Origin of the sequence: Streptomyces tubercidicus, from assembly GCF_027497495.1 — a bacterium.
Taxonomy (GTDB): domain Bacteria; phylum Actinomycetota; class Actinomycetes; order Streptomycetales; family Streptomycetaceae; genus Streptomyces; species Streptomyces tubercidicus.
The window spans coordinates 2,096,177-2,109,863 of sequence record NZ_CP114205.1 but is presented as its reverse complement, the minus strand read 5'-3'; the positions used below and the strand labels follow the sequence as shown (position 1 = coordinate 2,109,863).

Annotated in this window: 11 protein-coding genes; 9 read left to right on the top strand and 2 right to left on the bottom strand. The window is 72.9% G+C overall.

Going from position 1 to position 13,687, the window contains the following annotated elements; translation table 11 throughout:
* The first annotated feature begins 171 nt into the window (after nucleotides 1–171).
* The 3 genes from STRTU_RS08905 (at nucleotide 172) to STRTU_RS08895 (ending at nucleotide 3,094) form a co-directional block, all read left to right on the top strand.
* A complete protein-coding gene (locus STRTU_RS08905) occupies nucleotides 172–714 on the top strand; it encodes a DoxX family protein (RefSeq protein ID WP_159743048.1) in 543 nt (180 codons plus the stop codon).
* Nucleotides 715–801: 87 nt separating this feature from the next.
* A complete protein-coding gene (gene miaB / locus STRTU_RS08900; protein ID WP_159743047.1) occupies nucleotides 802–2,316 on the top strand; it encodes a tRNA (N6-isopentenyl adenosine(37)-C2)-methylthiotransferase MiaB in 1,515 nt (504 codons plus the stop codon).
* A gap of 67 nt (nucleotides 2,317–2,383) precedes the next feature.
* Entirely contained in the window at nucleotides 2,384–3,094 is a 711-nt protein-coding gene (locus STRTU_RS08895) for a class III extradiol dioxygenase subunit B-like domain-containing protein (protein ID WP_159743046.1), read from the top strand.
* A gap of 144 nt (nucleotides 3,095–3,238) precedes the next feature.
* Here the strand turns inward: STRTU_RS08895 and STRTU_RS08890 are convergent, their stop codons facing one another.
* Nucleotides 3,239–3,610 carry a hypothetical protein gene (locus STRTU_RS08890; RefSeq protein WP_159743045.1) on the bottom strand — a complete coding sequence of 124 codons (372 nt, stop codon included), beginning with the start codon at nucleotides 3,608–3,610 and terminating at the stop codon, nucleotides 3,239–3,241.
* A 187-nt stretch (nucleotides 3,611–3,797) separates the two neighbouring features.
* On the opposite strand from STRTU_RS08890, the gene miaA reads away from it, so the two are divergent.
* The 6 genes from miaA (at nucleotide 3,798) to hflX (ending at nucleotide 12,364) form a co-directional block, all read left to right on the top strand.
* A complete protein-coding gene (gene miaA / locus STRTU_RS08885; RefSeq protein WP_159743044.1) occupies nucleotides 3,798–4,736 on the top strand; it encodes a tRNA (adenosine(37)-N6)-dimethylallyltransferase MiaA in 939 nt (312 codons plus the stop codon).
* Between the two features lie 108 nt (nucleotides 4,737–4,844).
* On the top strand, nucleotides 4,845–5,381 hold the full coding sequence (locus STRTU_RS08880; RefSeq protein WP_159746792.1) for a hypothetical protein: 537 nt from the start codon (nucleotides 4,845–4,847) through the stop codon (nucleotides 5,379–5,381).
* 286 nt (nucleotides 5,382–5,667) lie between these two features.
* Nucleotides 5,668–6,543 (top strand): diaminopimelate epimerase, encoded by an 876-nt coding sequence (dapF, locus tag STRTU_RS08875; RefSeq protein ID WP_159743043.1) that lies wholly within the window; start codon nucleotides 5,668–5,670, stop codon nucleotides 6,541–6,543.
* Between the two features lie 196 nt (nucleotides 6,544–6,739).
* Nucleotides 6,740–8,920, top strand: a complete 2,181-nt coding sequence (locus tag STRTU_RS08870) for a RelA/SpoT family protein (protein WP_159743042.1) — start codon at nucleotides 6,740–6,742, stop codon at nucleotides 8,918–8,920.
* Nucleotides 8,921–9,063: 143 nt separating this feature from the next.
* On the top strand, nucleotides 9,064–10,695 hold the full coding sequence (locus tag STRTU_RS08865; protein WP_159743041.1) for a M1 family metallopeptidase: 1,632 nt from the start codon (nucleotides 9,064–9,066) through the stop codon (nucleotides 10,693–10,695).
* 181 nt (nucleotides 10,696–10,876) lie between these two features.
* On the top strand, nucleotides 10,877–12,364 hold the full coding sequence (hflX, locus tag STRTU_RS08860; RefSeq protein ID WP_159743040.1) for a GTPase HflX: 1,488 nt from the start codon (nucleotides 10,877–10,879) through the stop codon (nucleotides 12,362–12,364).
* 115 nt (nucleotides 12,365–12,479) lie between these two features.
* Here the strand turns inward: hflX and STRTU_RS08855 are convergent, their stop codons facing one another.
* The gene (locus tag STRTU_RS08855) at nucleotides 12,480–13,664 is read right to left on the bottom strand and encodes a trypsin-like serine peptidase (RefSeq protein ID WP_159743039.1); all 1,185 of its coding nucleotides are present in this window, start codon (nucleotides 13,662–13,664) and stop codon (nucleotides 12,480–12,482) included.
* Between the last annotated feature and the right edge of the window lie 23 nt (nucleotides 13,665–13,687).

Genomic DNA, 13,687 nt, shown 5'->3' with positions numbered 1-13,687 from the left:
TCCGCTCCGGCGGCAGAGGGCGGCCCCTCACCTCGTGACCAGCGGGGACCCGGCACGTCCCCACCCGCGCGCCCGGCGGCGCGCACCGAAGAGCATCCTCCATCCCGAGCGCACCGGCGCCGGTACCCCACAGCGGCCCCTCTGACGCGCCGGTGCGGGAAGCGACCTCTCATGAAACCGCCCACCGCACTACGGCCCGACACCCGTGCCCGGTCCGAAACCGTCCGCCCGCCCCCGGGGGCCGCCGATGCCGGGCTGCTCCTCCTGCGGCTGACCGTGGGCCTGATCCTGGCCGGCCACGGCGCCCAGAAACTCTTCGGCCTCTTCGGCGGCCGCGGACTCGACGCCACGGCAAAGGGCTTCGAAGCCCTCGGCTACCGCCCCGGCTCCTTCTTCGCCGGCCTCGCCGGATGCTCGGAACTCCTCGGCGGCCTCGGCCTCGCCGTCGGTCTGCTCACCCCGCTGGCAGCCGCCGCCCTGATCGGCGTGATGATCAACGCCATGGCCCTCGCGGCGCCCAAGGGGCTCTGGGAGGAGACCGGCGGCATGGAGTATCCGCTGACCATCGCCGTCGTCGCGCTGACCGTCGCGGCCACCGGCCCCGGCCGCTTCGCGCTCGACCGCCCCTTCCGCTGGGGCCACGGCGGCTGGCGCAGCGCGGGCTTCGCCCTGGTGGCCGGTGGTGTGGTCGCCGGGATCGTGCTCGCGCTCTGAGCGGAGGTCCCGCCCTTCCGCGCCGGGCGGTCCCGGCCGGGCCTCCGGCGTCGGGAGGTACTTCCGGCACCGCCTACCCTTGTGGGCATGAGCAGCAGTGACCGGAGCCAGGCAGTGGGCGTCAACAAGAGCTACGAGATCCGCACCTACGGGTGCCAGATGAACGTCCACGACTCCGAGCGGTTGTCCGGCCTGCTGGAAGAGGCCGGATATGTGCCCGCCCCCAAGGATGGCGACGGCGCCGATGTCGTGGTCTTCAACACCTGCGCGGTACGGGAGAACGCCGACAACCGGCTCTACGGCAACCTCGGCCAGCTCGCCCCCAAGAAGGCCGCGCGGCCCGGGATGCAGATCGCCGTCGGCGGCTGCCTCGCCCAGAAGGACCGCGACACCATCGTCAAGAAGGCCCCCTGGGTGGACGTGGTCTTCGGGACGCACAACATCGGCAAGCTGCCGGTGCTGCTGGAGCGCGCCCGCGTCCAGGAAGAGGCGCAGGTCGAGATCGCCGAATCACTGGAGGCGTTCCCCTCGACGCTGCCCACCCGGCGGGAGAGCGCCTACGCGGCCTGGGTCTCCATCTCCGTGGGCTGCAACAACACCTGCACCTTCTGCATCGTGCCCGCGCTGCGCGGCAAGGAGAAGGACCGCCGGCCCGGCGACATCCTGGCCGAGATCGAGGCGCTGGTCTCCGAGGGCGTCAGCGAGATCACCCTGCTCGGCCAGAACGTCAACGCCTACGGCTCCGACATCGGCGACCGGGAGGCCTTCAGCAAGCTGCTGCGCGCCTGCGGCACGATCGAGGGTCTGGAGCGGGTGCGCTTCACCTCCCCGCACCCCCGCGACTTCACCGACGACGTGATCGCCGCCATGGCCGAGACGCCGAATGTGATGCACCAGCTCCACATGCCGCTGCAGTCCGGCTCCGACCGCGTCCTGAAGGCGATGCGCCGCTCGTACCGCCAGGAGCGCTTCCTCGGCATCATCGAGAAGGTGCGGGCCGCGATGCCGGACGCCGCCCTCTCCACGGACATCATCGTCGGCTTCCCGGGCGAGACCGAGGAGGACTTCGAACAGACCCTGCACACGGTCCGCGAGTCCCGCTTCGCCCAGGCCTTCACCTTCCAGTACTCCAAGCGCCCCGGCACCCCGGCCGCCGACATGGACGGCCAGATCCCCAAGGCCGTCGTCCAGGAGCGCTATGAGCGGCTGGTCGCCCTCCAGGAGGAGATCTCCTGGGCGGAGAACAAGAAGCAGGTCGGCCGCACCCTGGAGGTCCTGGTCGCCGAGGGCGAGGGCCGCAAGGACGAGGCGACGCACCGCCTGTCCGGCCGCGCCCCCGACAACCGCCTGGTCCACTTCACCCGCCCCGACGAGCCGGTCCGCCCCGGCGACGTGGTGACCGTCGAGGTCACCTACGCCGCCCCGCACCACCTCCTGGCGGAGGGCCCGGCGCAGGCGGTCCGCCGTACCCGGGCCGGGGACGCCTGGGAGAAGCGCAACGCCGCCCCGGCGGAGAAGCCCCAGGGCGTGCTGCTGGGCCTGCCCACCATCGGGGCCCCGGCGCCGAGCCCGGCGCCCGCCGCCGGCTGCGGCTGCGACTGACCCGGTCCCGCACAGCCGCCCCGGGCACGGCGACCGGCCCCGCACCCGGGGCGTTACGCTGCGTGCCATGCTCGTAGCCGCCGCCCTCTGCCCCTGTCCGCCGCTGCTCGTCCCGGAGGTGGCCGCCGGGGCGGCGCCCGAACTCGATGCCCTGCGTGCCGCCTGTCTGGACGCGATCGGCGTGCTCGCCGCGGCCCGTCCCGACCGGCTGGTCGTCCTCGGCCCCACCGACGAGGCCGGCCGCGGCGGCTACCCCCAGGGCGCCATCGGTTCCTTCCGCGGCTTCGGGGTGGACTTCGAGGTGCCACTGGGCGCCGCGGAGACCGCCCCGGACCGGGAACTCCCGCCGTCGCTGTCCGTCGGCGCCTGGCTGCTGTCCCGTACGGACTGGGACGACGCCCCCGTGGAGGCGCTCGGGGTGCCGCGGTCACTGCCCCGCGACCGCTGTCTGGAGCTGGGCCGGGAGACCGCCGCGGCCGCTCCCCGGGTCGCCCTGCTGGTGCTGGGGGACGGCAGCGCCTGCCGGACGGTGAAGGCGCCGGGCTACTTCGACGAGCGGGCCGAGGGCTTCGACGCCGAGGTGGCCCGCGCCCTGGGCAACGCCGACATCGCCGCACTGGCCGCCCTCGGCGAGGAGCGGGCGGCCGACCTCCAGGCGTCCGGACGCGCCTGCTGGCAGGTCCTGGCGGGGGCGGCGGAGGGCACGGACCACAACGGCCGGCTGCTCCGGGAGGAGGCTCCCTACGGGGTGGGGTACTTCGTGGCGGCTTGGTCGTAGGGGGCGCGTCTGCGGGGCGGCTACGGGGACGGACGCGAGGTGGGTGGGGGTGCGGCATCGGCCGCGAGGCGGGTGCGGGGTTCGGGTATGGCAACGGCCGCGAGGCGCTTCGGCCCGCGGCCGTTGCGGCGCTGCTCCGGTCGGTCAGCGGGTCCGGTGCCGCGCGCTCTCGCTGTCCGCGGCGGCCTCCGCCGACTGCTGCCGGGGGATCCCGGCGCTCTCACCGGCCTGCTCGGCCCGCGGCTCCACGGCGTCTGCCGCCTCCGCGGTCGGCTCCGCCGTCGTGTCCCCGGACGCCTCCGGCGCCGCCGCGTCCGCCGGCTCCGGTGCGGCCGCCGCCGGGCCCTCGGCTTCGGCCGTGGCCTCGTCGGCGTTCCCGGCGTCCCCGGCCCGCACCGGAGCGGCGTCCGCCGGAGCCGCCTGCGCCGTCGGCTCCTTCGCCTCGGCGGTCACCGCCGCAGCGGCACTCTCCTCCGTCGACGCTCCGGACTTACGGCGGCGAAACCGCGAAAACACGCCCATAACTGCTCCTACGCTCTTCATGTGGCGACATCCCAGGCCGCCCGGGAGCGGACCGTTGCGCCGCCCGCGGGCGCCGGGCACTGCTCCGGCTCTCGGGACCTCGCAACAGGCAACGACGTCATCGGTGGCCCGTCACGTCGCTCGTTCGAGATGGCGGCCCGAGGTTTGCGAGACTGACCGGGTGAACACCGCCGCTCCCGCTCCGCGGGTCATCGCCGTCGTCGGTCCCACCGCGGCCGGAAAGTCCGATCTGGGCGTCGCGCTCGCACAGCACCTGGGGGGCGAGGTGATCAACGCCGACTCCATGCAGCTCTACCGGGGCATGGACATCGGCACCGCCAAGCTCACGCCCGAGGAGCAGCAGGGCGTCCCGCACCGCCTCCTGGACATCTGGGACGTGACCTGTGCCGCCAGCGTCGCCGAGTACCAGCGGCTGGCCCGCGCCGAGATCGACCGGCTGCTCGCCGAGGGCCGCACCCCGGTCCTGGTCGGCGGCTCCGGCCTCTATGTACGCGGCGCCATCGACGCACTCGACTTCCCCGGCACCGATCCGGAGGTGCGCGCCCGCCTGGAGGCCGAACTGGCCGCCTCGGGCAGCGGTGCGCTGCACGCCCGGCTGGCCGCCGCCGACCCCGAGGCCGGCCGCGCGATCCTCGCGAGCAACGGCCGCCGCATCGTGCGCGCCCTGGAGGTCATCGAAATCACCGGCCGCCCCTTCACCGCCAACCTCCCCGGCCACGAAGCGGTCTACGACACCCTGCAGATCGGCGTCGACGTCGCCCGCCCCGAGCTCGACGAGCGGATCGCACGGCGGGTCGACCGCATGTGGGAGGCCGGCCTGGTCGACGAGGTGCGCCGACTGGAGGGCGAGGGACTGCGGGAGGGCCGTACGGCGTCCCGGGCGCTCGGCTACCAGCAGGTGCTCGCCCAGCTCGCGGGGGAGTGCACCGAGCAGGAGGCGCGCGACGAGACGGTACGCGCCACCAAGCGCTTCGCGCGCCGCCAGGACTCGTGGTTCCGGCGGGACCCACGGGTCCACTGGCTGAGCGGCGCCGCCGAGCACCGGGGGGAACTTCCCGGGCAGGCAATGGCGTTGCTCGAACGACCGGTCACAGCCTGATCACGTCATGGCATCGGGACGCTCCGGCCGCCATCCGGGCCCCTGAGGGCGTGTCATCATCGACCTTCGATCGAGGCGTGCAGTCTGCAGTGGGGAGGGCGCGTGGCAATGGAGGCCGGCCCTCGCAACGGAGCGCACCAACCGGACAGTGGCGCCGACACGGCTCCTCTGACCGACGACGGTCCCGACACCGGTGACGGTCTGTCGGGCCCGGACGGTGCCGTCCGCGGACCGCTCACCGACCCGGACGCCCTCGACGACTCCGACGCCCCGGACGACGGTGCGAACGGCCCCGGAGAAGGCGGCGAGTCCTTCCGGGAGCTGCGTCCGCCGCGCCGGCTGCGGCTGTGGCAGCTGGCACCGATCGTGGTGCTCGCCGCGCTCGGCTCGCTGATGTTCGCCTTCCCCCTCGCCTTCGAGCTGGGCGGCGACGGCGGCGCGATGATCGCGATGCTCGGCCTGCTGCTGTGCTGCTGCGCCGCGGGCTGGGGCATGATGGCCGCCCGCCGCGTCGGCTGCACCTGGCCCGGCCTCCCCGCACAGGGCTCCGGCCGCCGCGCCTGCTGGCGCGTGGTGCTGATCTACGCCGTCCTGGTGGCCCTTCCGGCATCACTGGCCATCTGGCGGGTGGCACGGCTGCGGTGAGGGGGTAGCGGGCGGTCTTTCCGCGCTGCCTGCTTTCCGCGCCGCCCGTTCTTCCGCGCCGCCTGTTTTTTCCCCGCCGCCCACCCCCCTTCGGGGGGTGGGCGGGTGTAGTCAGCACCCTGCGGCCCGGGACCGAGCCCCTGCGGCCCGAGGCAAAGCCCCTGCGGCCCGGGACCGAGCCCCCTGCCGCCCCGGACGCCCTCTCCCGCGGGAAGCCCTCCCCCAGCCGGGCCACGGCCCCCGGCCCCGTACCCCCACACCCCCACCCTCCCCGTACGATGCAACAGTGACCAGCACGCAGCGCCTCGCCTTCCTCAAGGGCCACGGCACCGAGAACGACTTTGTGATCGTCCCCGACCCGGACGGCCGGCTCGATCTGTCCGCGACCGCCGTCGCCAGGATCTGCGACCGGCGGGCCGGTCTCGGCGGCGACGGCCTGCTGCGCGTCGTACGCTCCGCCGCGCACCCCGAGGCGCGCGACCTGGCCGACGAGGCCGAGTGGTTCATGGACTACCGCAACGGCGACGGCTCGATCGCCGAGATGTGCGGCAACGGCGTCCGCGTCTTCGCCCGCTATCTGCTGCACGCCGGTCTGGTCGAGGCCGGTGACCTCGCGATCGCCACCCGCGCCGGCGTACGCCGTGTGCACCTCGCCAAGACCGGCGATGTCACGGTCTCCATGGGCCGGGCCGAACTCCCCGCGGAGGGCGTCGTCGTCACCCTCGGCGGCCGCAGCTGGCCGGCCCGCAACGTGAACATGGGCAATCCGCACGCGGTCGCCTTTGTCGAGGATCTGGCCCACGCCGGTGACCTGCTGGCCGTACCGCCGTTCAGCCCAGCGTCGGTTTATCCCGACGGCGTGAACGTCGAGTTCGTCGTCGACCGCGGGCCGCGCCATGTGGCGATGCGGGTGCACGAACGCGGCTCGGGCGAGACCCGCTCCTGCGGCACCGGCGCCTGCGCGGTCGCCGTCGCCACCGCCCGCCGGGACGGTCTGGACCCCGCGGAGACCGGTACGCCCGCCACATACCGGGTCGATGTGCTCGGCGGCAGCCTCTCGATCACCGAGCGCCCCGACGGCACGGTCGAGATGACCGGCCCGGCCGAGATCGTCGCCGAGGGCACCTTCGACGCCGCCTGGCTGGCCGCCGCGCTCGCCTGACGCGCGCCGCCGCCGTACCGGGCCCCGGGCCCGCTCCGAGGAGGGTTCCGGCCAAAAGATTCGCTCGAACGGGTGATCCGCTTCACGCTGAGCGAGAGGCGGACAGCGGTGCGTGATGGGCTCGGTAGCATCAAGCACCGGCCCGGACGCCCGAACTGACGCGCCCCACCGCCGGTCGACGCTGCCGGAGGTGCCCATGAGCGCAGAGGCCACTAACCCTGGTAATCCTGGAGCAGCGGGCCGCAAGCGCGGCCGCCGCAGACTGGAACTCAGAGGTTTGCGCCGCATCGGCCGCGCCGCACTGCTCGGCGCGGACCCGCGCGACGGCCTCCCGCACGCCCTCGAACACGTCGCCAAGGTGCACCGCGGCCACCACCCCGACGCCGACCTGGACACCCTCACCAGGGCCTATCTGCTCGCCGAGTCCTCGCACCGCGGCCAGCTGCGCAAGAGCGGCGAGCCGTACATCACCCACCCGCTCGCGGTGACCCTCATCCTCGCCGAACTCGGCGCGGAGACCACGACCTTGACCGCCTCCCTGCTCCACGACACCGTCGAGGACACGGAAGTGACGCTGGATCAGGTGCGGGAGCTGTTCGGCGCCGAGGTCTGCTATCTCGTCGACGGGGTCACCAAACTGGAGAAGGTCGACTACGGCGCGGCCGCCGAACCGGAGACCTTCCGCAAGATGCTGGTGGCGACCGGCAATGACGTCCGGGTGATGTCGATCAAGCTCGCCGACCGGCTGCACAACATGCGCACCCTCGGCGTGATGCGCCCCGAGAAGCAGGCCCGGATCGCCAAGGTGACCCGCGATGTGCTGATCCCGCTCGCCGAACGCCTCGGCGTCCAGGCGCTGAAGGCCGAGCTGGAGGACCTGGTCTTCGCGATCCTGCATCCCGAGGAGTACGCCACCACCCGGGCCCTGGTCATGGAGTACTCCGCCCGGCCCGATCCGCTCGCCGCCCTCGCGCAGCGGGTGCGCACGGTCCTCGACGAGGCCGGTATCGACGCCGAAGTTCTCGTCCGGTCCCGGCACTTCGTCTCCGTCCACCGGGTGCGCCTGGCGCGCGGGGCGCTGACCGGTGCCGACCTGGGGCGGCTGCTGGTGCTGGTCGCCGAGGACGCCGACTGTTACGCCGTCCTCGGTGAGCTGCACACCTGCTTCACCCCGGTGATCTCCGAGTTCAAGGACTTCATCGCGGCCCCCAAGTTCAACCTCTACCAGTCGCTGCACACCGCGGTCACCGGCCCGTCCGGCGAGGTAGCCGAGACCCTGATCCGTACGCACCAGATGCACCGGGTCGCCGAGGCCGGGGTGATCGCGCTCGGCAACCCCTACGCCCCCACGGACGGCGTGGACGCCCCCGAGGGCGAGCGGGCCGACCCGACCCGCCCCGGATGGCTCTCCCGGCTGCTGGAGTGGCAGCGCACCACCCCCGACCCGGACACGTTCTGGACCTCACTGCGGGACGATCTCGCCCAGGACCGGGAGATCACCGTCTTCTGCACCGACGCCCCGCCGGACGGCACAGGGGGTGTCATCGGTCTGCCCGCCGGGGCGAGTTGCGTGGACGCCGCCTACGAACGGCACGGCGAGGCGGCGCACTGCTGCATCGGCGCGCGCGTCAACGGCCGGCTCGCCACCCTCGCCACGGTCCTGCACGACGGCGACAGCCTGCAGCTGCTGATGGCGCCGGACCCCGCGGCCGGCCCCTCGCCCGAATGGCTGGAGCACGCCCGTACGCCCGCCGCCCGGCTCGCCATCGGCCGGTGGCTGGCCGGGCCGGGGGAGTCCTGTGCCCGCCCGGCAGGCCCCCGCGAGGGGCTCACCGCGGCCGTCCCGGACCGCCGCGCCACGGAGCCCGACCACCCCGGTGCGGACCCCGTCGCGCCCGCCTCGGTCCTCGCGGTGGCGGATCTGCCGGGCGCGGCTGTCCGGCTGGCCGGCTGCTGCACCCCGGTGCCGCCGGACGCCGTCACCGGCTTCGCGGTACGCGGCGGCACGGTCACCGTGCACCGCGCCCTGTGCCCCGTCGTGGCGCGGATGGCGGCCACCGGCCGGCAGCCGGTCGGCGTGCGCTGGCGCGGCGCCGGCCAGGGGGGCCACGGCTGCCGGGTCACCCTCCTGGCCGAGGCATTCTGCCGGCCGCAGCTGCTGGCCGACCTCACCGAAGTGATCGCCTCCCAGGGCGCCGCCGTGGTGTCGGCCGCCGTCGAACCCCCACACGAACAGCGGGTCCGCCACACCTACACGCTGCATCTGCCCAACGCCGCCGGGCTGCCGTCCCTGATGCGCGCCATGCGCCAAGTGCCCGGCGTCTTCGACGTGTTGCGCGCCGGCCGGGCCCGGCAGCCCGCGGCGCTGCGTCCTTGAAGGGCCCGGGGCCCGGCAGCTGACGCCCCGTCGGGAACTCGCTCCGTCCGGCGGCGTAAGACGGGTGCACGATCCGCCGCCCGTTCGGGTGCCGTTTGCCCCCTGACCCGCGGGGGAGGGGGCCGCGTTGGTAGCCGTAGTTCATGTCCCTTCCCTTGCGCCGCCCGTCCCGCGACCCCGACCGCCCCGTTCCCGCCCAGCCCCGTGGCCCGAGCGGGCGGGGCCGGCGCACCGGTCTGCGGGCCGCCGTCCTCGGGCTGGCCGCCCTGGCCGCCCTCGGCGTGGCCGAGCCGCCGGCCGTGGGGCCGCAGGGCCTCGGTGACCGTCTCTTCCCCACCCTCGGCAACACCGGCTACGACGTCACGTCCTACGACGTCTCCCTGGACTACTCCGGCCACAACGACCGGCCGATGAACGCCACCACCGAGATCACCGCCCGCGCCAACGACGAGCTCGACCACCTCAACCTCGACTTCGCCCACGGCGCCGTACGCTCCGTGAAGATCGGCGGCCTGGCAGCCCGGTACGAGCAGCACGGCGAGGACCTGGTGCTCACCCCGGCCTTCCACATCTCCCAGGGCCAGGAACTGAAGATCGCCATCGAGCACACCAGCAACCCCGGCGGCAAGAGAAACGGCGGCTGGATCCGCACCCACGACGGGCTGGCGATGGCCAACCAGGCCGACGCCGCGCACCGGGTCTTCCCCTGCAACGACCACCCCTCCGACAAGGCGCTCTTCACCTTCCACATCACCGCTCCCCAGCAGCTGACCGCCGTCGCCAACGGACTGCCGCTGCGCCCCGGCACCCGCGCGGGGCGCCGCACCTGGACCTACCGCACGGACCACCCCATGGCCACCGAGCTGGCGCAGGTCTCCATCGGGAAGTCCAGCGTGCTGCTCCGCCACGGGCCGCACGGCCTGCCGCTCCGCGATGTCGTACCGACCGCGGACCGTGCCGCCCTGGCGCCCTGGCTGGCCAAGACCCCGGGCCACGTGGCCTGGATGGAGCGCAAGGTCGGTCCGTACCCCTTCGAGGCGTACGGGGTGCTGATCGCCAACGCCAGGACCGGCTTCGAGCTGGAGACCCAGACCCTGTCGCTCTTCGAGAAGGCCCTGTTCACCACCCACCAGCTGCCCAACTGGTACGTCGAGTCCGTGATGGTGCACGAGCTGGCCCACCAGTGGTTCGGCGACAGCGTCAGCCCGCGCCGCTGGTCCGACGTCTGGCTCAACGAGGCCCATGCCACCTGGTACGAGGCCCTCTACGCCCAGGAGAAGGGCGACCACCGGCGGGCATCTCTGGAGACCCGGATGCGGCGCGCCTACGAGCAGTCCGACGGCTGGCGCGCCGAGGGCGGGCCGCCCGCCGCCCCCAAGGCCCCCGACCCGGGGGAAAAGATCAGCATCTTCCGCCCGGTCGTCTACGACGGCAGTGCGCTGGTGCTCTACGCCCTGCGGCAGAAGATCGGCCCCGCCGCCTTCGACCGGATCGAACGCGAGTGGGTGTCCCGGCACCGCGACGGTGTCGCCGGCACCGGGGACTTCATCCAGCTGTCCTCCCAGGTCGCCGGTGAGGACCTCACCGCCTTCTTCCAGGGATGGCTCTACGGCGAGCGCACCCCGCCGATGCCGGGACGCCCGCAATGGCAGCCCAAGAAGGGCGGGGACAAGCCCGGCGCCAACGGAGCCGCCCCCGGCCACGGCGCCAAGGGGGCCGCGCCGACCCCCGGGGGACCCAAGGGGAACGCCGCACAGCACCGGAAACCCGCGTGACGGCCCTCTCCGGTCGTGGGACCATCGTCAGGTCGGCACCGGCCCGGCCCGGGAATCTCCCGGACGGCTCGGACGTTGACATCAGCGACGGCCGCGGGTCCACCGCGACGGTCGCCCAGACGACAGTCCCGGTGGGACCGAAAGGTCCCCGTGCGGGCTTCCCAACGACGCGAAGGATCAAATGACCTCCTCTTCTTCCCTTCCGCAGGACCGGCAGCGCCTCCCCGAGAGCCTTCGGGCCAACGCCCTGATGGAAGAGGACGTCGCCTGGAGCCACGAGATCGACGGGGAGCGTGACGGCGACCAGTACGACCGCTCGGCACGTGCCGCACTACGCCGCGTAGCGGGCCTTTCCACCGAACTCGAAGACGTCACCGAGGTCGAGTACCGACAGCTCCGTCTGGAGCGGGTGGTGCTCGTCGGTGTCTGGACGACGGGCACTGTCCAGGAGGCGGAGAACTCGCTCGCCGAGCTCGCCGCCCTCGCCGAGACCGCCGGTGCGATGGTGCTCGACGGCGTCATCCAGCGCCGCGACAAGCCCGACCCGGCCACGTATATCGGCTCGGGCAAGGCGCTGGAGCTGCGGGACATCGTGCTCGAATCCGGGGCGGACACCGTGGTGTGTGACGGTGAGCTCTCCCCGGGCCAGCTGATCCACCTTGAGGATGTCGTCAAGGTCAAGGTGGTCGACCGGACCGCCCTGATCCTCGACATCTTCGCCCAGCACGCCAAGTCCCGGGAGGGCAAGGCGCAGGTCTCGCTGGCGCAGATGCAGTACATGCTCCCGCGGCTCCGCGGCTGGGGTCAGTCGCTGTCCCGGCAGATGGGTGGCGGTGGCTCCGGTTCGGCGGGCGGCGGTATGGCCACCCGTGGCCCCGGTGAGACCAAGATCGAGACGGACCGGCGGCGGATCCGCGAGAAGATGGCGAAGATGCGCCGGGAGATCGCGGAGATGAAGACCGGCCGGGACATCAAGCGCCAGGAACGCCGGCGCAACAAGGTCCCCTCGGTCGCCATCGCCGGCTACACCAACGCCGGAAAGTCCTCCCTGCTCAACCGCCTGACCGGCGCCGGTGTCCTGGTGGAGAACGCCCTGTTCGCCACCCTGGACCCGACCGTCCGGCGGGCCGAGACACCCAGCGGGCGGCTCTACACCCTCGCCGACACCGTCGGCTTCGTCCGCCACCTCCCGCATCACCTCGTCGAGGCGTTCCGCTCCACGATGGAGGAGGTCGGCGACTCCGATCTCATCCTGCATGTGGTCGACGGCTCGCACCCGGTGCCGGAGGAGCAGCTGGCCGCGGTCCGCGAGGTGATCCGCGACGTGGGCGCGACGGACGTGCCCGAGATCGTGGTCGTCAACAAGGCCGACGCGGCCGATCCGCTGGTGCTCCAGCGACTGCTGCGCCAGGAGAAGCACGCCCTCGCCGTCTCGGCCCGTACGGGCCAGGGCATGGAAGAGCTGCTGACCCTGCTCGACGAGGAACTTCCCCGGCCGCAGGTCGAGATCGAGGTACTGGTGCCCTACACCCAGGGCGCCCTGGTCTCGCGCGCCCATGCCGAGGGCGAGGTCATCTCCGAGGAGCACACCGCGGAGGGCACGGTCCTCAAGGCGCGGGTGCACGCGGAGCTGGCCGCCGAGTTCCAGCCGTTCGTACCGGCCGCCTGACGGGCCGGCAGCACAGCGACCGAAGGCCCGCCCCCGGGAGACCGGGAGCGGGCCTTCGTCGTGTCCATGGGCGGTGTGTGGGTGGTGCCTTCCGGGCACCACCCACCTCACGCGACTACTGCTTGCTCGCCCACTTCTTGCTCATGTTGTCGAACAGCGTCTTGGCCTCGGGGCCCAGGTGCGGACCGGCCGACCAGCGGGCCGGGCGCGGCCCCATCGACATGTTGGAGATCAGCTCCGGCTTGCCGTCCGAGCCCTTGGCGAACCAGGGGCCACCGGAGGAACCACCGGTCATGGTGCAGCCGATCCGGTACATGGTCGGCTTCCGGGCGTCCATCGACAGCCGGGTCGGCTTGTCGGTGCACTGCTGCTGCGCCGCACCGTCGAACGGCGGCTCGGCCGGGTAGCCCTGCGCGGTCAGGCTCGGGATCTTGGCCATCGCGGGGGCGTTGAAGTCGACCTTGTAGGCGCCGCCGGCCATCTCCTCCAGCGACTTGCCGCCGGTGCTCTGCTCAGGCTTCACATGCATCAGCGCGTAGTCGTACGGAGCCATCGGGACACCCGGAACGGCGCCCCCGGCCTTGATCCACTGCTGGGACGTCGCCATGTCGTCCGCCCACCACTTGCCCGCCGGGACCCGGTCCTCGAAGGGCTTGTTCTTCAACTCGCCCGCGGAACCGCCGGTCTTGTTGAAGTTCGGCACGAACATCATGTTGCGGTACCAGCCGCCGCTCTTGCCGGCGTGCACACAGTGCGCCGCGGTCCACACGAGGTTGGACTTACCGGGGTGCGCCGGGTCCTTCACGACGGTGGCGGAGCAGCGCGACTCGCCCTTGGGGGTGCTGAACAGCAGCAGGCCCACGCCGGGGGCGGTGGAGTCGTACGGGGTCTTGACGGCCTGAGCCGGGACGGCGGCGGGCTCGGGGTCGGTCTTCCCCTGGTCCTCCGAGATGTCCTCAGGCTTGCTGGGGTCCTGGGGCGGCTTGACCTGGTCGATCTTGTCCTTGTCCCAGAAGTCCTTGATGATCGGGTTGATGAACTCCCCGGCCTCGCGGAGCCACTTGTCCCGGTCCCAGTTCTTCCACTCGCCGTTCTTCCACTTGTCCAGGTCGACGCCGTGTTCCCTGAGCTTGTCCTGGATCTCCTGAGGGATCTTGAAGTCACCCCCGCCCTCCTGGCCGGCGGCCTGGCTGGGCTTGGCGTTCGCGTTGTCCCCCTCCGGCCCGCAGCCGGTGGCGGTCAGCGCCAGCACGGCGGTGAGAGCGGCGGCGGCCAGGACTGGCCGACGTATGGATCGCATGGGTGAGTTCCCCCTGGTGAATC